The sequence below is a fragment of the Micromonospora sp. NPDC047812 genome (genome assembly GCF_040704175.1).
Lineage (GTDB): Bacteria > Actinomycetota > Actinomycetes > Mycobacteriales > Micromonosporaceae > Micromonospora.
The window spans coordinates 477721-496603 of record NZ_JBEYRY010000003.1; the positions used below are offsets into that span (position 1 = coordinate 477721).

The window sequence follows — 18883 nt, forward strand, 5'->3', positions numbered from 1 at the left end:
GCGGGCGGCCGTGCGCCGCCCGCCCTCCGCGCGTCGTCAGGCGGCCTTGGCGAGGGCCTCGTACTCGTCGTCGGTCAGCCGCACCTCGGCGGCGGCCACGTTCTCCTCCAGGTGCGCCACCGACGACGTGCCCGGGATCGGCAGCATCACCGGCGACCGGCGCAGCAGCCAGGCGAGGGCGAGCTGGGCGGGCGTCGCGCCGTGCCCGGTGCTGATCGCGTCCAGCGGGCCGCCGGGCCGGGCCAGGTTGCCGGTGGCGATCGGGAACCAGGGGATGAACGCGAGGTCGTTGCGCTCGCAGTGCTCCAGGACGGACTCCGCGCTGCGGTCCGCCAGGTTGTAGAGGTTCTGCACCGAGACGATCGGGGTGATGGCGCGGGCCGCCTCGATCTGCTCGACGGTCACCTCGGACAGGCCGATGTGCCGGATCTTGCCCTCCTGCTTGAGCAGCGCCAGCTCCCCGAGCTGGTCGGCGAGCGGCACCTGCGGGTCGATCCGGTGCAGCTGGTAGAGCCCGATGGCCTCCAGGCCGAGGTGCCGCAGGCTCAGCTCGCACTGCTGGCGCAGGTACTCCGGGCGCCCCACCGGCCGCCAGTCGCCAGGGCCGGAACGGGTCAGGCCGGCCTTGGTCGCGATGACCAGGTCGTCGGCGTACGGGTGCAGGGCCTCGCGGATCAGCATCTCGCTGACGAAGGGGCCGTAGGAGTCGGCCGTGTCGATGAACGTGACGCCCAGCTCGTACGCCCGGCGCAGCACCCGCACGGCCTCGGCCGGGTCCTTCGGGTCGCCCCACACGCCGGGGCCGGTGAGCTGCATGGCCCCGTAGCCGAGCCGGTCGACCTGGAGGTCGCCCCCGATCCGGTACGTCCCGGAGGCCTTCGCGGGCTGCTTACCAGCGTCGTTCGCCATGCGTGGATTCCCCATCCTGTCTCTCTTCGTCTCCAGCGGCCAATCTAGCCACCATCGGTGGGGCTTTCCCGCCGATCGTCGCCCGCACCACCGCCGGGGCGGATCGAGACCGGGATCACCCGCCGTCGGGCCGTACGTGCACCGGGGCCGGCACGTGGTCGAGGTGGGTGTCCCGGAAGGGCCGGGTCAGCGGGCACGGGTCGAGCCGCAGGGCTTCGAGGATGGTCCGATGTTGGCACTCGGCGAACAGGCGGGGCTCACCGTCGAGCGGGACCTCCCCGCGCAGCGCCGCGCCGAGTGCGCCGACGTCGACCGCGCCGACGCCCAGCGGGGCGAAGACGCCCGGGTCGTCGCCGCTCGGGCCGGGCGGCGGTGGGGCGTCGACCGGGTAGATCGTGCCGTCGAAGCCGGCGAGCACCTCGTTGTCGTCGTCGTCCCAGTACTCCGTCACCCAGCCCTGGTCGGAGAGGTAACGGTGTGCCTCCCGACCGCCGGCGTGCACGCTGGCCCGCATGACGCTGGAGTCGAAGACGTCGAAGGCGACCGCCGGCTCGCGCGTGAGCAGGGTGATCAGCTGCGCCAGGTCGTCGACCTCGGCGTAGCCGCTCTCCTCCTCCTCGCGCGGGACGACCGCCCACCGGCCCTCGCCGACCTGCGTCACGTACGCCTCGGTGCCGACGTCCGTCAGCACCCTGCGGATCTCCGCCAGGCCGCCCACGGCCAGGATCGTCTGGTAGCTCGTTCCCACGCCGGCAGCGTAGGGCGGGGGTGGGACAGCGTCCGGCTCTCGCGCTCCGGGCCCCTCCACGGCATCGCCGGGAAAACGACGCGCCCGGGCCGCAACCGGGCCGGGTCGCGGACGAAGTTGACCGGAGCGCCCGTGCCGGCCGCCCGCCCGTGCGACGCTGGGCCGTGCCGGCTCGGCGTCGACCACGGGTCGCCGCGTGCGGCGCGACGCGGGAGGGGGCGCCATGACGGGAGTGCCGCAGGTCGACTTCGCGCTCGACACGTACGAGTGCATCGTGCTGTATCCCGGCGCGGCCGGACGGGCGCTGCCGGCGGAGACGGTGCAGCGGTTGCAGGCCGAGCACCTGGCGCACATGCAGGCCCTGCAACGGCGGGGGATCATCCTGGTCGCCGGCTCGGTGGACGGCCCGGCCCGCGAGCCCGACCCGCCGATCGGCTTCGGCCTGGCCCGCACCGGCTCGGTGGACGACGTGCGCAGCGTGATGGAGGCCGACCCGGCCGTCCAGGCGGGGCTCTACCGGGTCGACGTGCTGACCTTCCTCTGCCCGGAGGGCTCCCTGGACTTCCCGCTGGTCAAGACGCAGAGCTGAGCCGCCCACCGGCCACGGCGACGACGCCCCGTGCGGAGGCGGTCGCCGTCCGGCTTGGAAACGACGCCGGCCGCATCCGCAGCGGGCCGGGCGGCCCTGCGTCACCCCGCCTCAGCGTCGACCCGCGCTTCCGGTGGAGTCGGCCCGCGCGCCGGGGAGCACCCGGTTGTCCGTTCGCGCCGGGGGCGTACGATTCCGGGCGCGCGGTCGCCGATGCCCGCCGCCTCAACGTTCCGGCGTGGGTTCCGCCCGCCGGCTGCGCGCGTGACGCGCGTCGTTGGACAATGTTCCGCAGTCCGCAAGAGGGTCGGCCCTCGGCCCGACCCGGAGGAGAGACTAGCCTGATGGGCGTGACACGCCGCGCGAAGATCGTCTGCACTCTTGGCCCTGCCACCTCGTCGCCGGAGCGCATCCGGGGCCTCGTCGAGGCCGGCATGAACGTGGCGAGACTCAACTTCAGCCACGGCAGCCACGAGGATCACGAGGCGGTGTACCGGCTGGTCCGCGAGGCCGCGGAAGCCGCCGGCCGGCCGGTGGCCGTGCTCGCCGACCTACAGGGCCCGAAGATCCGGCTCGGCCGGTTCGCCGACGGCCCGCACGAGTGGCGCACCGGCGACTCGGTCGTCATCACCGGTGACGACGTGCTCGGCACCAAGGAGCGGGTCTCCTGCACCTACCGCAAGCTTCCGCAGGAGGTGAAGCCCGGCGACCGGCTGCTGATCGACGACGGCCGGGTCGCCGTCGAGGTCACCGACGTCACCGGCAACGACATCCGCTGCCTGGTCACCGAGGGCGGCCCGGTCTCCAACAACAAGGGCGTCTCGCTGCCGAACGTGGCGGTCAGCGTGCCGGCGATGTCCGAGAAGGACGCCGAGGACCTCCGGTTCGCCCTCGGGCTGGGCGTCGACCTGATCGCGCTCTCCTTCGTCCGGTCGGCGGACGACATCAAGCTGGTGCACGGCATCATGGCCGAGGAGGGTGTGCACCGCCCCGTGCTGGCCAAGGTGGAGAAGCCCGAGGCGGTCGACTGCCTGGAGCAGATCGTGCTGGCCTTCGACGGCGTCATGGTCGCCCGCGGCGACCTCGGCGTCGAGCTGCCGCTCGACCAGGTGCCGCTGGTGCAGAAGCGTGCCGTACAGCTCTGCCGGGAGAACGCCAAGCCGGTCATCGTGGCCACCCAGATGCTCGACTCCATGATCGAGAACTCCCGGCCGACCCGCGCCGAGGCCTCCGACGTGGCCAACGCCGTGCTCGACGGCGCGGACGCGGTGATGCTCTCCGGCGAGACCAGCGTCGGCAAGTACCCGGTGCTCACCGTCAGCACCATGGCGAAGATCGTCACCACCACCGAGTCCGGCTCGATCGGCGTGCCGCGCCTGCAGCACGACCCCCGTACGCACGGTGGCGCGCTCACCGTCGCCGCCTCCTCGATCGCCCGGGCCATCGGCGCCAAGGCCCTGGTCGCCTTCTCGCAGACCGGCGACACCGTGCGGCGGTTGTCCCGGCTGCACTGCGACCTGCCGCTGCTCGCCTTCACTCCGGTGCCCGAGGTGCGCAACCAGCTCGCCCTCTCCTGGGGCGTGGAGACGTTCCTGATGCCGTTCGTCGAGCACACCGACGACATGTTCCGGCAGGTCGACCAGGCGCTGCTCGGGCTCGACCGGGCCAACCCCGGCGACTACGTGGTGATCGTCGCCGGCAGCCCGCCCGGCACTCCCGGCTCGACCAACACGCTGCGCGTACACCAGCTCGGGTCGCTGGTCGACGCGGCGTCGGCGCGGGCCTTGCAGTGAGCGACGCGGACGTCGCGGTCGGGCAGGCCGCGGTCGACCAGCTCCTGGAGGTGCTCGACCTGGAGCACACCGGCGGGATGACCTTCCGGGGGATGAGCCCCCCGGTCGGTCCCCAGCGGGTGTACGGCGGCCAGGTCGCCGGCCAGGCGCTGGTCGCCGCCGGACGCACCGTCGACCCGGCCCGCTTCGTGCACTCCCTGCACGGCTACTTCGTCCGCCCGGGCGACCCGGCCGAGCCGATCGTGTACGAGGTGGAGAACGTCCGCGACGGCCGCTCCTTCTCGGTGCGCCGCTCGGTGGCGCTCCAGCACGACAAGCCGATCTTCTTCATGTCGGCGTCGTTCCAGCGGACGGAGGAGGGCCTGGACCACCAGGCCCCCACCCCGCCCGACGTGCCGGGCCCGGACGAGGTCCCGACGATGACCGACCGGCTCGCCCGCTATCCGGAGCGGCTCGGCATCTGGGCGCAGATCCCGCGCCCGATCGACGTCCGCTACGTCGGCGAGCCCGGCTGGGTACGCCCCGGCGACCGGCCCCCCGACCCCCACCAGCGGGTCTGGATGCGGATCGACGGCAGGCTGCCCGACGACCCGCTGCTGCACGCCTGCGCGCTGGCCTACGCCTCCGACCTGACGCTGCTGGACTCGGTGCTCTCGGTCCACGGCGAGGTCTGGGGCCCGGGCGGCGTGGTCGGTGCCAGCCTCGACCACGCGCTCTGGTTCCACCGGCCGTTCCGCGCCGACGACTGGTTCCTCTACGACTGCTGGAGCCCGTCGGCCTCCGGCGCGCGGGGGCTCGCCACCGGCCGCATGTTCACCACGGACGGGCGGCACATCGCCAGCGTCGTGCAGGAAGGGCTGCTGCGTCGCGTCGGCGACTGACCTCGGCGACACATCGCCACCGGCCGATCGGCTGAGGGGTGATCGTCCGGGCGGGGCGGCCAGGCGACTAACCTTGCCGCATGCGCCTCTCCGCCCGGGTCGACTACGCCCTCCGCGCGGTCGCCGAGCTCGCCTCGGTGACCGGCGACGCCGGGCCCGGGCGAAGCCGGCCCGTGACCGCCGACCAGATCGCCCGCGCCCAGGAGATCCCGCCGAAGTTCCTGGAGAGCATCCTGCTGCAACTGCGCCGGGGCGGCATCGTGCAGGCCCAGCGCGGCCCGGAGGGCGGCTACTGGCTGGCCCGGCCGGCGGGGGAGATCTCGCTGGCCGAGGTGATCCGGGTGATCGACGGCCCGCTCGCGCACGTACGCGGGCAGCGGCCCGAGGAGCTCGGCTACCACGGCGCGGCCCGGGCCCTCCAGGAGGTCTGGATCGCCCTGCGGGCCAGCGAGCGCGAGATCCTGGAACTGGTCACCGTCGCCGACGTGGCCGGCGGCACCCTGCCGGGCCGGGTCGTCGAGCTGGCCGCCGACCCCCGCGCCTGGACCTGACCCGCAGCCCCCGGCTGTGGCCCCGGACCCGCTCCCCGTCTGGTCCGCCGCCTCACCGGACGGCAGTCCCGGTGTGGCCCCGGGACCTGACCTGGTCCCGTGTCCGGGCCGTTGCCGTCGCCCTCGTTCCCCGCTTCGGCACGCGCTGGTCGCCGCACCTGGTCCCGTGTCCGTGTCCGGTCCCGTCGCCCTCGTTCTCCGCTCGGGCACGCGCCCGTCGCCGCCCCGCCCGGCCCGGGTGGCGGCGGCCGGTCGGCGGCTGTCGTCTCACTGACCGGTTGGAGGCTTGACCGGGGCACGCCCCGTGCCGCATTGTCGACCAAGTCGATAGGAGATGCCGAAAAGTCAGGGGGCGCTCGTGCGCAAGCTGCTGGTCCTCGCGCTGGTCGGGCTCGCCGCGCAACTCGTCGACGGCGCGCTCGGCATGGCGTACGGGCTGACCTCCTCCACGTTGCTGCTGCTCGTCGGGGTGGCGCCGGCCGCCGCGTCGGCGTCGGTGCACCTGGCCGAGATCGGCACCACGCTCGCCGCCGGGGTGTCGCACTGGCGGTTCGGCAACGTCGACTGGCGGGTGGTCGGCCGGATCGCCCTCCCCGGCGCCGTGGGCGCGTTCGCCGGGGCGACCTTCCTCAGTTCGATCTCCACCGAGTCGGCCGCCCCCTGGATGGCCGGCATCCTGTTCACCCTCGGCGCGTACCTGCTGGTGCGCTTCTCCCGGCCCCTGCGGACCGATCGGCGCGGCGGCCGGCTGCGGAGCCGCTTCCTCGGCCCCCTCGGCCTGGTCGCCGGCTTCGTCGACGCCACCGGCGGCGGCGGATGGGGCCCGGTGGCCACGCCGGCCCTGCTGGTCAGCGGGCGGATGGAGCCGCGCAAGGTGATCGGTTCGGTGGACACGTCCGAGTTCGTGGTCGCCGGCGCCGCCAGCCTCGGTTTCCTGATCGGCCTCGGCTCCGAGGGCTTCCTGCTGCCCATGGTGGCCGCGCTGCTCGTGGGCGGCCTGATCGCCGCGCCGATCGCGGCCTGGCTGGTGCGCATCGTCCCCGCCCAGCTGCTCGGCGCGGCGATCGGCGGCGTGATCGTGCTGACCAACGCCCGCACGCTGATGCGCTCGGCCGACCTCGGCGGCCCGGCCCGGCCCGCCGTCTACGTCCTGCTGGCCGTCGCCTGGGCCACCGCCCTCGCACTGGCCGTCCGGGCGCTGCTGCGCACCCGCCGTCAGCGGGCCGTCGCCGCAGCCGCCCTCGCGGCCGACACCCTGACCGACGCCCCGTCGGTGGCGACCGCCGCGCCGGCCGACCGGCCCGCGGTCCCTGGCGCGGCCGAGTCGTTGCCGCGCTCCCCGGAACCCGCGATCACCCCTCAGCCGGCGACGGCCGGCGCCCCCGACCACCGCTGACCCACCTCCCGGCGGAGATCTTGGTAGGGAAGTGCCCCCGGAGGGGCCGTTTCCCACCAAGATCTCCGGGGGCCTCCGCCGTGCGCGGCGCTCCGCCGCGCGTGCGTCTCCGCCGTGTGCGGCGTCTCCGCCGTGTGTGGCGAGCGCGCCGTGGGCGGTTGTCCTGGGGCGGGTGGCGGCGTGCTGCCGGACACTCGCTTCTCGGCGTGACCGTCGGTGGGTCGGGTCGTCAGTGGGGGAGGAGGGCGGTCGCGGCGTCGGCGAGGAGGGTCCACGCCTCGTCGACGTGGACCTCGGTGGTCTGCGGGGAGCCGACGGCCAGGCGCAGCGTGTAGCGGCCGTTGACCCGGGTGTGCGTCAGGTGCACCCGGCCGGTGGCGTTGACCCGGGCCAGCAGCTCCGCGTTGACCTTGTCGTCCGCCGCCAGCCGGAAGCACACCAGCGAGTACGGGTGCGCCCCCACCAGCGCGAACCGGTCGTCGGCGCGGACCCGGTCGGCGAACCGGGCGGCGAGCGCCACGCCGGAGCGGATGTGCGCGCGCAGCCCCTCGGCGCCGTACCAGCGCAGCACGAACCAGAGCTTCAACGCCCGGAACCGGCGGCCCAGCGGCACCTGCCAGTCCCGGTAGTCGATCACCGCGCCAGACTCGGTGGCGGCGTTGCGCAGGTACTCCGGCAGCACACTCAGCGCCTCGATCAGCTCCGCCGTGTCGGCCACCCAGAACGCGTCGCAGTCGAAGCCGGTGAGCAGCCACTTGTGCGGGTCGAAGCAGTACGAGTCGGCGTACTCCAGGCCGACGTGCCCGAACCGCAGCTCCGGGCAGACCGCCGCCGCTCCCGCGTACGCGGCGTCGACGTGCAGGAAGACGCCGTACTCGGCGCAGATCGCGCCGATCTCCGGCAGCGGGTCGATCGCGGTCGTGGAGGTGGTGCCGACGGTGGCCACCACGATCGCCGGGACGACGCCGGCCGCCACGTCCGCCTCGATGGCCGCGCGCAGCGCCGCCGGGGACATCGCCTGCGTCTCCGGGTCGACCTCGACCGGTCGTACGCCGTCGGCGCCCAGCCCGGCGATCCGCGCGGCCTTCTCGATGGACGAGTGGCCCTGGGTCGAGGCGTAGGCGCGGTAGCGGCGGTCGACGCCGACCTCGCGCCACCGGCCGCCGCTGGCGCGGTGCAGCGCGACCAGGGTGGCCACCAGCGTCGCCGAGGACGCCGAGTCCTGGATCACCCCGCCGCCCCCGGAGCCGGAGCGGAACCGCTTCGGCAGGTCCAGCAGGTCGGCGAGCCAGTCCAGCAGCACCGTCTCCAGCTCGGTGCACGCCGGCCCGGTCGCCCAGAGCATCCCCTGCACGCCCAGCCCGGCGCTGACCAGGTCGCCCAGCACGCTCGGCCCGGAGGTGTTGGCCGGGAAGTAGCCGAAGAAGCCGGGGTGCTGCCAGTGCGTCAGACCCGGCGTGACCAGGGCGTCCAGGTCGGCCAGGACCGCCTCCACCGGCTCGCCGTGCTCCGGCGGGCCGGCCGGCAGCCGGGCGGCCACCGTCCCGGGCGGGTCCTGCGAGGTCACCGGGCGCCGCTCCAGCGTCGCCCAGTAGTCGGCGATCCAGTCCACCACGGCGTGCCCGGCGCGGCGGAACTCGTCCGGGGTCATGTGCTCAGCCACGCCCTGAGTCGATCAAGAATCCGGGCCCGGGGCAAGGGAAGCGCCGAGGGTCCCCGACGCGGAGGACGCCGGGAGAGGGAGGCCGGGACGGGGGGATGAGCGGATTGTCCGTAGAAGGCGCTTGCCCTAGCATCGCAGGTGCGCGGAGCCACCCCTCGACGTCGCCTGGCCGGGACACCCACGCCGCAGTGACGGCGTCGGGGTGCCGACACCGGACCTGCGGCGTCGACACCGACGCCGGATCGGCGGCGTCGGACCACCGCCGCCAGCGCGGCGTGTCCTCCCGCCGGCCCGGGCAGGCCGACGGCGACGGTTCCCGCGCGCCCGACCTCTCCGGAGGACACCCCCATGCCCGTCACCCACCGCCGCGTCGCGCTGCTCGCCGCGGCCGCCGCGGCCGCACTCGCCGCCGGTACGCTTCCGACCCTCACCGCCGCGGCTGCCGCCGCCGGCTGCCGCGTCGATCACCGGATCACCAACCAGTGGCCGGGCGGCTTCGGCGCCGACGTCACCGTCACCAACCTGGGTGATCCGGTGAACGGCTGGACCCTCACCTGGTCGTACGCCGCCGGCCAGCGGGTCACCCAGGCGTGGAACGCCCTCGTCGACCAGTCCGGCGCCCAGGTGACCGCCCGCAACGTCGACCACAACGCGGTGATCGCCACCGGTGCCGGCACCACCTTCGGCTTCAACGGCTCGTGGGAGGGGAGCAACCCGCCGCCGACCGGCTTCGCCCTCAATGGCACCGTCTGCACCGGCGCCGCGCCCACCGGCGGCCCGACCACGCCACCGCCGAGCAGCCCACCGCCCACGACCCCGCCGCCGACCACCCCGCCGCCCACCACTCCGCCCCCGGCCGGGGCGGTGCAGATGGAGGACCTCGACCGGGGGTTGGTCAGCGTCCGCTCCGGCACCGGCAACCTGATCTCCTGGCGGCTGCTCGGCACCGAGACCGCCGGGGTGGCCTTCAACCTCTACCGCGGCGCGACCAGGGTCAACGGCAGCCCGATCACCGGAGCCACCAACTACCTCGACAGCGGCGCGGCGGCCGACGCGACCTACACCGTGCGCGCCGTGGTCGGCGGCGCCGAGCAGGCCGCCTCCCCGGCCGCGCTCCAGTTCCCCGCCGGTCACCTCGACGTGCCGTTGCAGGTGCCGCCGGGCGCGAGCACGCCGAGCGGCGAGAGCTACACGTACTCGGCCAACGACGCCTCGGTCGGCGACCTCGACGGCGACGGCGACTACGAGTTCGTGGTCAAGTGGGAGCCGTCCAACGCCAAGGACAACTCCCAGTCCGGCTACACCGGCAACGTGTACGTCGACGCGTACACCCTCACCGGCACCCGGCTGTGGCGCGTCGACCTGGGCCGCAACATCCGCGCCGGGGCCCACTACACCCAGTTCCAGGTGTACGACTACGACGGCGACGGCCGCGCCGAGGTGGCCATGAAGACCGCCGACGGCACCCGCTCCGGCACCGGCCAGGTGATCGGCTCCGCCACCGCCGACCACCGCAACTCCAGCGGATACGTCCTCGCCGGCCCCGAGTACCTGACCATGTTCGACGGCCGCACCGGCGCGGTCCTCTCCACCGTCGCCTACGACCCGCCCCGGGGCACGGTCTCCTCCTGGGGCGACAGCTACGGCAACCGCGTCGACCGCTTCCTCGCCGCCACCGCCTACCTCGACGGGCAGCGCCCCTCGCTGGTGATGGCCCGCGGCTACTACACCCGGGCGGTCGTGGCGGCCTGGGACTTCCGCGACGGCACCCTGCGCAAGCGGTGGACCTTCGACTCCAACGCCTCGGGCAACGGCGCCGCCTTCGGCCAGGGCAACCACAACCTCTCCGTCGCCGACGTCGACGCCGACGGGCGACAGGAGATCGTGTACGGATCGGCCACCATCAACGACGACGGCCGCCTGATGTACGCCACCGGGTTCGGCCACGGCGACGCCCTGCACGTCGGCGACCTCGTCCCCGGCCGCGCCGGCCTGGAGGTCTTCACGATCCACGAGTCCGGCAACCAGCCGGCGGCCGACCTGCACGACGCCCGTACCGGCCAGGTCGTCTGGCAGCGGCCGAACAACGGGGGAGCCGAGGGCCCCGGCCGGGGCGTCGCCGCCGACGTCCACGCCGGCAGCCCCGGCGCCGAGTTCTGGGGCGCCGGCACCCACATGACGGACCTCTACGGCGCCACCGGAGCCGTCGTCGGGCGCAGGCCGTCCTCGGCGAACTTCCTCGTCTGGTGGGACGGCGACCCCGTCCGGGAACTGCTCGACGCCACCCGCATCGACAAGTACGGCACGGGCGGCGACACCCGCCTGCTCACCGCCAGCGGCGTGGCGGCGAACAACGGCACCAAGTCCAACCCGGCGCTCTCCGCCGACCTGTTCGGCGACTGGCGGGAGGAGGTCGTCTGGCGCACCAGCGACAGCCGCGCCCTGCGGATCTACAGCACGCCCACGCCCACCGGCACCCGGATCCACACGCTCATGCACGACCCGCAGTACCGGGTCGCGGTCGCCTGGCAGAACACCGCCTACAACCAGCCCCCGCACCCGGGCTTCTTCCTCGGCGACGGCATGGCCGCCCCGCCCACGCCCGACATCCACCTGCGCTGACAGTCGCCCGGCCGGCGACGGCGCCTCGTGGCGCTCCGCCGGCCGGCCACGGGGGTGAAACAGGCACCGGGCCGCAGCCGCGGAATCCGCACAGCTCCGGCCCGGTGCCCCACACCGCGGCATCCCCGACCCGTCCCGACCGGGAATGCCGTACCACCACCGAGGACAAAACTAGGCGCGCCACGCGTCGCCCCGGTGACGCCGACGTGAAGATCGTGTTTCAGCCCTTCCGGAGCAGGCCACCGGCCACGTGCTCGGCGATCAGCTCGTACGAGCGCACCCGGTCGGCCACGTCGTACACCAGCGTGGTCAGCATCAGCTCGTCCGCGCCCGTGCGCGCCAGCAGCTCGCCGAGCTGCCGCCGTACCGTCTCCGGGGAGCCCGTCGCCTGCCCGTCCCGGCGCTGGCGCACGAACTCGCGCTCGGCCTCCGTGTACGGGTACGCCGCCGCCTCGTCCGGCGTCGCCAGGGGCTCGGGCCGCCCCGAGCGCAGCCGCAGGAACGACAGCGCCGCCGGCCCCGCCAGCCACTCCGCCCGCTCGTCGGTGTCCGCGCAGACCGCGTTGACGGCCACCATCGCGTACGGCTGCTCCAGCCACTTCGACGGCCGGAAGTGCTGCCGGTACAGCGCCAGCGCGGGCACCGTGTTCTGCGCGCTGAAGTGGTGCGCGAAGGAGAACGGCAGGCCCAGCAGCCCGGCCAGCTGGGCGCTGAACCCGCTGGAGCCGAGCAGCCAGACGGCCGGCTGCTCGCCGAGGCCGGGGGTGGCCGTGATCGGCCCCGGCCGCTCGCCGCTGAAGTAGTTCATCAGGTCCGCCAGCTCCCGGGGGAAGCCCTCCGCCGACAGCCCCTCCATCGTCCGGCGCAACGCCAGCGCGGTCACCTGGTCGGTGCCGGGGGCGCGGCCGATGCCCAGGTCGATGCGGCCCGGGTGCAGCGCCTCCAGCGTGCCGAACTGCTCGGCCACCACCAGCGGCGCGTGGTTGGGCAGCATCACCCCGCCCGAGCCCAGCCGGATCGTCGACGTGTGCGCCGCCAGGTGCGCGAGCAGCACCGCCGGGGCGGAACTCGCGATGGCCGGCATGTTGTGGTGCTCGGCCACCCAGAACCGGCGGTACCCGAGTTCCTCCGTGCGCCGGGCCAGCTCGGTGGTGTGCCGCAGCGCCGCGCCCGCGGTGGCGCCGGCCGCGACAGGGGCAAGATCGAGAACAGACAGCGGTACGTTGATCACACGTTTGGCCAACCCCGCCCACCTCGGGATTGTTCCCCGGAGCGACCAGGCTCACGGTGCCCGCCGCCCCCGACCGTCGGGTCTCACCCCATGCCGCGCGCCTGCTCGAAGATCAGACTCGTCTGGGTGTGCAGCACCGCCGGGTCCACGGCCAGGTGGTCCAGTACGAAGTCCCGCAGCGCGTCCGCCGAGGCCGCCCGCACGTGCAGCACGTAGTCCTCCGCGCCCGCCACGTGGAACACCGCCACGACCCCCGGCAGCCGCACCGACCGGGCCCGGAACGCGTCCACCGCCGCCCGCTCGTGCGCGGTCAACCGCACCGACACCAGCGCCTGCAACGGCAGCCCCACCGCCGCCGGATCCACCTCGGCGTGGAACCCGCGGATCGCCCCGCGCTCGCGCAGTGCTCGGGTGCGGGTCAGGCACGTCGAGGGGGCCACCCCGACCCGTTCGGCGAGGGCGTTGTTCGGCAGCCGGCCGTCGGCGGCCAGCTCCGACAGGATCGCCCGGTCGGTGTCGTCCAGGTCGGCGAAGCGCCGCACATCATTCGTCGCAAGGGGCATGTAGGCATCATCCATCGAACATGCCCGCGCTTCCAAGCGTAATTACCGAATCATGTTCGGAACTATTGCCGTCGGTTGGCGCTATGTTCGATCCTTCCGGCATGACGACCGTGGACACCAGAGCCGTGCACGCCGGCCGCGACGACCTCGCCGCCCTCGGCGTCCACGTGCCGCCGATCGACTTCTCCACCACCAACCCGCTGCCGTCGGTCGACGCCGGCGGCGACGCGTACGAGGCCCTCGCCACCGGAGGCACCCTCCCCGCCGGGGGCAGCGCCGTCTACCAGCGCCTGTGGAACCCCACCGTGGCCCGCTTCGAGACCGCCCTCGCCGACCTCGAGGGCACCACCGACTCCGTCGCCTTCGCCAGCGGCATGGCCGCCCTCACCGCCACCCTGCTCGCCGCCACCCGGGACGGGAAGCGGCACCTCGTCGCCGTCCGGCCCCTCTACGGCGGCACCGACCACGTGCTCGCCACCGGCCTGCTCGGCACCACCGTCACCTGGGCCCGCGCGGGTGAGGTCGCCGCCGCCGTGCGCCCCGACACCGCCCTGGTGATCGCCGAGACCCCGGCCAACCCCACCCTCGACCTGGTCGACATCGCCGCCCTCGCCCGCGCCGCAGGCGACGTGCCGCTGCTCGTCGACAACACCGTCGCCACCCCCGTGCTCCAGCAGCCCACCCGGCACGGCGCCACGCTCGTGCTGCACAGCGCCACCAAGAGCATCGGCGGGCACGGCGACGTCCTCGCCGGCGTGGTCGCCTGCGACGCCGACTGGGCCGCCCGGCTGCGCCAGGTCCGCGCGCTCACCGGCGCGATCCTGCACCCCCTCGGCGCGTACCTGCTGCACCGCGGCCTGCAGACCCTGCCGGTGCGGGTGCGCGCCCAGCAGGCCGGCGCCGAGAAGCTCGCCGCCTGGCTCGCCGCCCACCCCGCCGTCGCGCGCGTGCACCACCCGTCGCTGCACGACCCCGCCGGGCTCGTCGGACGGCAGATGAGCGGCCCCGGCAGCCTCCTCGCCTTCGAGGTACGCGGCGGCGCGCCCGCCGCGTCCGCCGTCGCGAACGCCTGCCGGCTGATCACCCACGCGGTGTCCCTGGGCGGCGTCGACACCCTCATCCAGCACCCGGCCTCGCTGACCCACCGGCCCGTCGAGGGGGAGGCCAAGCCGTGCGGGGGCCTGCTCCGCATCTCGGTGGGCCTGGAGGACGCGGAGGACCTGCGCGCCGACCTGGCCCAGGCACTCGCCGCACTCGGCTGACCCGGGCCGACGTCGGCCGCCCCCGGTGCCGCGAGCCGCCGTGCGGCGACGACGTGCCGCACGGGTGGCTCGGCGGGCCCCTCCGCTGCCGCGAGCCGCCGTGCGGCGACGTGCCGCACGGGTGGAACAGCGCGGTCGCCAAAGAGGTCGTGTGACACCCGTGAGGTTCCACTCGTGACCCGACCGGCCGGCACGGCGGCACTCGTCCGGGCGGGGCACATCAGGTGGCGGTGGCGCGGCACGTGGCGGTGGCGCGACGCGGCGGGAGCGGGTTACCGGGTCTGACGGGTCAGGACTTCGGGCCGACGTGGCGGTCGAGGGCGGCGACCGCCTCCCGCCGTGCCACCGAGAGGCAGTTGCGGCGGGTCATCCGCCACGCGACGCCGAGTAGGTCCAACGCCCACTGGCAGAGGACCATGATGTCGGCCGACTCGTTGACGAACATGTAGCGCGGGTAGACGTACTCCTTGCCCCGGACGGTGACCCGGTTGGCGAAGCGGCACCCGTCGGAGTGGAACAGGCCGCGCACGAAGTCGCCCGGGAACCTGCTGACGATCTGCTCCTGCCAGTCGGCGAGGACGATCGGCCGGTCGTGCTTCTTGCCGGGCCCGTGCTGTGGGATCAGACAGGGCCAGTGTCTCCCGGTGCTCTGCACCGCCACGCAGCCCTGCTTCTGGATCCGCTGGACCCTGTTCGCGAGCACCGCCTTCATCGCGACGTCGCAGGCGTCGATGAGGTCGGGCCACGCGTTGGCGCAGTAGACGCGTAGGACAGGAACGCGGTCGGTGGTGACCAGATGACCGTCCCCGAGGTAGAGACCGAGCAGATAGGAGTAGGCCGCAGGATCGGTCGGATCGCCGACATCAGGGGAGCAGCGGAAACAGCGGGCGGCGGTGCCGACGACGACCGGCTCGGGCCGGTCGACGCACCAGTGCCAGACGGTGCTGTAGGGCAGGGACATGGCTCGGGCGACTGACCGGATGTTGTTGCCACGGGCGCGAAGTGCTCGGGCTCGGGCACGCATCTCAGGTGGGTGCACCCGGAAATTGTCGAACAGGTGTATGACAGAAGTGCCGGGAGCGGGACTTGAACCCGCACGCCCTCTCGGGCAGATGCTTTTGAGGCATCCGAGTCTGCCGATTCCTCCATCCCGGCTTAACCCCTGCGCGGGGTCCGGCCCACTGTACCCGACTAGGCTCATGCGGGAGCATGGGTGGTAGCCGTGCCGGGAACGATGGTGGGAGTGGCTCGTGGCCGAGACGCAGACGGACGTCGAGCGCAGGCGCGTTCTGATCGCCGAGGACGAGGCGCTGATCCGGCTGGACCTCGCCGAGATGCTCGTCGAGGAGGGGTACGAGGTCGTCGGCGAGGCCGGTGACGGGGAGACCGCCGTCCGGCTCGCCGAGGAGCTGAAGCCGGATCTGGTCATCCTCGACATCAAGATGCCGATCATGGACGGGCTGGCCGCCGCCGAGCGGATCGCGGGCGCCCGGATCGCCCCGGTGATCATCCTGACCGCGTTCAGCCAGCGTGACCTGGTGGAGCGGGCGCGGGCGGCCGGCGCGATGGCGTACCTCGTGAAGCCCTTCCAGAAGAGCGACCTGGTGCCGGCGGTGGAGATCGCGCTGTCGCGCTACTCGGAGATCGCCGCCCTGGAGGCGGAGGTCGCGGGGCTGACCGACCGGCTGGAGATCCGCAAGACGGTCGAGCGCGCCAAGGGCGCGCTGATGACGACGTACGGGATGACCGAGCCGCAGGCGTTCAAGTGGATCCAGCGCACGGCGATGGACCACCGGATGACCATGAAGGAGGTCGCCGAGCGGATCCTCGCCGAGACCGCCGGCGGTGAGGTCGCCCAGCCCGCCTCCTGACGCGCCGCCGGGCGACGCGACACGCCGGAGACGGCTCCGGGGGCTCCTCGCGGGACCCGTTGATCGATAACATCTGATCCATGCGGACCCGGCGGCTGGTGGCGGTGCTCGGTCTCCTCGCGGTGCTGGGGGCCGGCTGCGGCCGGGCTCCCGCGGAGCCCGTCGACGAGCCGCTGCGCCCGCGGTGGCAGCCGCTGACCCTGCCGGCGCCGCCGGGCGCCCCCGGCCGGCCGCTGCTGCGCGACGCCGTGGCCTGCGCCGGCACGTGGTACGCGGTCGGCGGGCTGGCCGACGCGGCGGGGGAGACCCGGCCGGCCGCCTGGCGCAGCGCCGACGGCGTGTCGTGGACGGCGCTGCCGGTGTCCCCGTCGAGCCACTACGGCCGCCAGCACGTGCTCTACGCGGCCGCGTGCCGCGACGGCCGGCTGGCGGCGCTCGGGGCGAAGAACGGCGGCGCGCACGGCAACCCGCGCACGGGCACCTGGTCGCAGTCGCCGGACGGGCGGCTGCGGGAGGCGGCGGCGCCCTTCGAGCTGTACGCCGGCCCGCGCGCGGTGAGCGTGGCGCGGCTCGCGGCGGGGCCGGCCGGTTGGCTGATCGCGGGGGCGCGGGTCGACGGGGCGGCGGTCTGGACGTCGCCGGACGGCGAGCGGTTCACGATCCGGGAGGGCGTGGCGGAGCTCGCCGCTGACGGGCGGGGCCGGACGGTCGCGTACGACGTGGTGGCCGTGCCGTCGGGTTGGTGGGTGGTGGGCGCGGTGCTGCCGCCCGGCGCGACGGCGCTGGCGCCCCTGGCCTGGAGTTCGGCCGACGGCCGGGCCTGGCGACGGGTGGCGCTGCCGGTGCCGGACGGGCGTGGGCAGGCGCAGCGGGTGGCGTCGGTCGACGGTGCGGTGGTGGCCCTCGGTCCGGTGCGCGACGGCTTCGCCGCCTGGCGGCTGGCGGGCGACGAGTGGCGGCGGGCCGGCGGGTTCGGCGCGGCCGGTCCGGGGGTGTCCTCGGTCGACGCCCTGGTGCCGGCCGGGCGGGAGCTGGTCGCGGTGACGGGGGACGGCGATGGTCACGGACTGTGGCTTTCCGCCGATGCGGGGGATTCGTGGCGACTGATGGCTATGCCGGCCCCGGTGCCCGACGGCGGGAACACGGCCGTGGCGGTCGCGTCGCAGGGTGATCGACTGGTGTTGGTGTCCGACGACGGGGAGGCGTCCCGTGCCTGGTCAGTCGGTTTGCCGACCATCGATCGGTAGGGGGTGGACGAGGTTCGGTCCGTTACCGATGAAACGAAGGTGAGGGGCTTTCGCGGCCGACGGTTCTTACAGCGATCGTTTCGAATCCGCCACGCCGTGTAACGGTTCGGTCAACCCGCTCCCCTGGGGCTTTCGTCACAGCTCAAAGGTGGGATAGCGTCCGGCCCCAGACCGGCGACGACGGTCTGGTTCGTCCGCCCCCGCAAGGGCCAATCGGCAGCGGGTGGTTCGGACCATTGGATGGAGGAGGGTTCGGGCCTTGAGGCAGAAGCTCGCGCGCGTTATCGGTGGGGTCGCCATGCTGGCGCTCGTCGCCGGCGGCACCGCATGCTCCAGCGGTAGCGACGACACGGCGTCCGGTGGCGACGCCTGTGGCAACAAGATCGCGTTCTTCGGCGCGCTGACCGGCAGCTCGGCGGCGCTCGGCATCAACGAGAACAACGGCGTCAAGCTGGCGGTCGACAAGTACAACAAGGAGAACGCCGACTGCAAGGTCGAGCTGGTTCCCCTGGACTCGCAGGGCAGCCCGGACCAGGCGCCGCAGCTGGCCCAGAAGGCCATCGACGACACCAAGATCCTCGGCATCGTCGGCCCGGCCTACTCGGGTGAGTCGGAGGCCGCCGGTCCGCTCTTCAACGAGGCCGGTCTTGTCACCATCACCCCCTCCGCGACCCGCCCGAGCCTGGCGGAGCAGGGCTGGAAGACGTTCTTCCGCGCGGTCGGCAACGACTTCAGCCAGGGCCCGGCGGCCGGCAACTACATCAAGAACGTGCTGAAGGCCGACAAGGTCTACGTCATCGACGACCAGTCCGCGTACGGCGCCGGCCTGGCCGACGAGGTCAAGAAGCTGCTCGGCCCGGCGGTCGTCGGCTCCGACAAGGTCCAGGGCGAGGGCAAGCAGGTCGAGTTCTCGGCCGTGGTCACCAAGGTCAAGGCCGCCAACGTCAAGGCGATCTTCTACGGTGGCTACTACCAGGAGGCCGGCCTGATCCGCAAGCAGCTCACCGCTGCCGGGATCACCGCCCCGCTGATCGCCGGTGACGGCGTGAACGACGCCGCGTACATCACCTCCGCGGGCGCGGCGGCGGCCGAGGGCACCATCCTCACCTGCCCGTGCCAGCCGGCCGCCGAGGCGCGCGGCACCTTCGTCCAGGAGTACAAGGCGCTCAACGGCGCCGACCCGGGCACCTACAGCGACACCGCCTACGACGCGGCGAACATCCTGCTCGCCGGCATCAAGGCGGGCAAGACCACCCGTGAGGGCCTGCTGGAGTTCGTGAAGGGCTACAGCGGCGAGGGCGTCGCGGCGAGCTACAAGTTCGTCGAGGGCGGCGAGCTCGACCCGGCGCAGGTGAAGGTCTGGGCCTTCAAGGTCGTCGGCGGCAAGGTCGTTCCGGACCAGGAGATCCCCAAGTCCTGACGTCGGTCGCTGCTACGGCGATTGAGTGGTGATCGCGGGCGCGGCCGGGGGGGCCCGGCTCTAAGCTCCAATCCCGTACCGATGGACTGGCCGCACCCGGCGCCGACCCGCATCCCGAGCCGGGCGCCTCGGCCGAC

General features: G+C 73.8%; 16 protein-coding genes and 1 tRNA gene. 10 read left to right on the plus strand and 7 right to left on the minus strand.

Translation table 11 applies throughout. From position 1 onward, the window contains the following. Positions 1 to 36: 36 nt before the first annotated feature. The gene (locus AB0883_RS17235) at positions 37 to 909 is read right to left on the minus strand and encodes an aldo/keto reductase (RefSeq protein WP_366642115.1); all 873 of its coding nucleotides are present in this window, start codon (positions 907 to 909) and stop codon (positions 37 to 39) included. A 115-nt stretch (positions 910 to 1024) separates the two neighbouring features. Further along, on the minus strand, positions 1025 to 1657 hold the full coding sequence (locus AB0883_RS17240; RefSeq protein WP_366642116.1) for a hypothetical protein: 633 nt from the start codon (positions 1655 to 1657) through the stop codon (positions 1025 to 1027). Between the two features lie 223 nt (positions 1658 to 1880). On the opposite strand from AB0883_RS17240, the gene AB0883_RS17245 reads away from it, so the two are divergent. The 5 genes from AB0883_RS17245 to AB0883_RS17265 all read left to right on the plus strand — a co-directional run bounded on the left by AB0883_RS17245 (position 1881) and on the right by AB0883_RS17265 (position 6867). Further along, positions 1881 to 2246: a YciI family protein gene (locus AB0883_RS17245; protein WP_121400615.1), complete on the plus strand. Its 366-nt coding sequence runs from the start codon at positions 1881 to 1883 to the stop codon at positions 2244 to 2246. Positions 2247 to 2590: 344 nt separating this feature from the next. Further along, entirely contained in the window at positions 2591 to 4039 is a 1449-nt protein-coding gene (gene pyk, locus AB0883_RS17250) for a pyruvate kinase (RefSeq protein WP_366642117.1), read from the plus strand. Beyond that, positions 4036 to 4920 carry an acyl-CoA thioesterase II gene (locus tag AB0883_RS17255; RefSeq protein ID WP_366642118.1) on the plus strand — a complete coding sequence of 295 codons (885 nt, stop codon included), beginning with the start codon at positions 4036 to 4038 and terminating at the stop codon, positions 4918 to 4920. The genes pyk and AB0883_RS17255 overlap by 4 nt, the downstream gene beginning before the upstream one ends. 80 nt (positions 4921 to 5000) lie before the next feature. Continuing rightward, positions 5001 to 5471, plus strand: coding sequence for an Rrf2 family transcriptional regulator (locus AB0883_RS17260; RefSeq protein ID WP_121400618.1), 471 nt, complete (start codon positions 5001 to 5003; stop codon positions 5469 to 5471). 358 nt (positions 5472 to 5829) lie between these two features. After that, positions 5830 to 6867 (plus strand): sulfite exporter TauE/SafE family protein, encoded by a 1038-nt coding sequence (locus AB0883_RS17265; protein ID WP_366642257.1) that lies wholly within the window; start codon positions 5830 to 5832, stop codon positions 6865 to 6867. Between the two features lie 229 nt (positions 6868 to 7096). Here AB0883_RS17265 and AB0883_RS17270 read toward each other — a convergent pair whose 3' ends face one another. Beyond that, a complete protein-coding gene (locus AB0883_RS17270) occupies positions 7097 to 8530 on the minus strand; it encodes a pyridoxal-dependent decarboxylase (protein WP_366642119.1) in 1434 nt (477 codons plus the stop codon). Positions 8531 to 8878: 348 nt separating this feature from the next. Here AB0883_RS17270 and AB0883_RS17275 point away from each other — a divergent pair, with 348 nt between their 5' ends. After that, the gene (locus AB0883_RS17275; RefSeq protein WP_366642120.1) at positions 8879 to 11152 is read left to right on the plus strand and encodes a cellulose binding domain-containing protein; all 2274 of its coding nucleotides are present in this window, start codon (positions 8879 to 8881) and stop codon (positions 11150 to 11152) included. Positions 11153 to 11372: 220 nt separating this feature from the next. Here the strand turns inward: AB0883_RS17275 and AB0883_RS17280 are convergent, their stop codons facing one another. Beyond that, a complete protein-coding gene (locus tag AB0883_RS17280) occupies positions 11373 to 12395 on the minus strand; it encodes an LLM class flavin-dependent oxidoreductase (protein ID WP_366642121.1) in 1023 nt (340 codons plus the stop codon). Positions 12396 to 12466: 71 nt separating this feature from the next. Next, positions 12467 to 12946 (minus strand): Lrp/AsnC family transcriptional regulator, encoded by a 480-nt coding sequence (locus AB0883_RS17285; RefSeq protein ID WP_088999305.1) that lies wholly within the window; start codon positions 12944 to 12946, stop codon positions 12467 to 12469. 83 nt (positions 12947 to 13029) lie between these two features. Between AB0883_RS17285 and AB0883_RS17290 the strand changes: the two genes are divergently transcribed. Beyond that, a complete protein-coding gene (locus tag AB0883_RS17290) occupies positions 13030 to 14208 on the plus strand; it encodes a PLP-dependent aspartate aminotransferase family protein (RefSeq protein ID WP_366642122.1) in 1179 nt (392 codons plus the stop codon). Between the two features lie 289 nt (positions 14209 to 14497). Here AB0883_RS17290 and AB0883_RS17295 read toward each other — a convergent pair whose 3' ends face one another. Then, the gene (locus AB0883_RS17295) at positions 14498 to 15169 is read right to left on the minus strand and encodes a transcriptional regulator (protein WP_366642123.1); all 672 of its coding nucleotides are present in this window, start codon (positions 15167 to 15169) and stop codon (positions 14498 to 14500) included. Positions 15170 to 15279: 110 nt separating this feature from the next. Continuing rightward, positions 15280 to 15363: transfer RNA gene (locus AB0883_RS17300), tRNA-Leu, on the minus strand. Between the two features lie 95 nt (positions 15364 to 15458). Between AB0883_RS17300 and AB0883_RS17305 the strand changes: the two genes are divergently transcribed. The 3 genes from AB0883_RS17305 to AB0883_RS17315 all read left to right on the plus strand — a co-directional run bounded on the left by AB0883_RS17305 (position 15459) and on the right by AB0883_RS17315 (position 18746). Beyond that, entirely contained in the window at positions 15459 to 16079 is a 621-nt protein-coding gene (locus AB0883_RS17305; protein WP_089003337.1) for a response regulator, read from the plus strand. Positions 16080 to 16159: 80 nt separating this feature from the next. After that, a complete protein-coding gene (locus tag AB0883_RS17310) occupies positions 16160 to 17326 on the plus strand; it encodes a hypothetical protein (protein WP_366642124.1) in 1167 nt (388 codons plus the stop codon). A 259-nt stretch (positions 17327 to 17585) separates the two neighbouring features. After that, entirely contained in the window at positions 17586 to 18746 is a 1161-nt protein-coding gene (locus AB0883_RS17315; RefSeq protein ID WP_358092977.1) for a branched-chain amino acid ABC transporter substrate-binding protein, read from the plus strand. Positions 18747 to 18883 lie beyond the last annotated feature (137 nt).

What these genes read in the sequence shown, in the direction of transcription:
- AB0883_RS17295 (WP_366642123.1), bottom strand. Translation starts at nt 15,169, where the DNA reads ATGTCCCTGCCCTACAGCACCGTCTGGCACTGGTGCGTCGACCGGCCC.
- AB0883_RS17310 (WP_366642124.1), top strand. Translation starts at nt 16,160, where the DNA reads ATGCGGACCCGGCGGCTGGTGGCGGTGCTCGGTCTCCTCGCGGTGCTG.
- AB0883_RS17260 (WP_121400618.1), top strand. Translation starts at nt 5,001, where the DNA reads ATGCGCCTCTCCGCCCGGGTCGACTACGCCCTCCGCGCGGTCGCCGAG.
- AB0883_RS17285 (WP_088999305.1), bottom strand. Translation starts at nt 12,946, where the DNA reads ATGCCCCTTGCGACGAATGATGTGCGGCGCTTCGCCGACCTGGACGAC.
- AB0883_RS17235 (WP_366642115.1), bottom strand. Translation starts at nt 909, where the DNA reads ATGGCGAACGACGCTGGTAAGCAGCCCGCGAAGGCCTCCGGGACGTAC.
- AB0883_RS17245 (WP_121400615.1), top strand. Translation starts at nt 1,881, where the DNA reads ATGACGGGAGTGCCGCAGGTCGACTTCGCGCTCGACACGTACGAGTGC.
- AB0883_RS17290 (WP_366642122.1), top strand. Translation starts at nt 13,030, where the DNA reads ATGTTCGATCCTTCCGGCATGACGACCGTGGACACCAGAGCCGTGCAC.
- pyk (WP_366642117.1), top strand. Translation starts at nt 2,591, where the DNA reads ATGGGCGTGACACGCCGCGCGAAGATCGTCTGCACTCTTGGCCCTGCC.
- AB0883_RS17275 (WP_366642120.1), top strand. Translation starts at nt 8,879, where the DNA reads ATGCCCGTCACCCACCGCCGCGTCGCGCTGCTCGCCGCGGCCGCCGCG.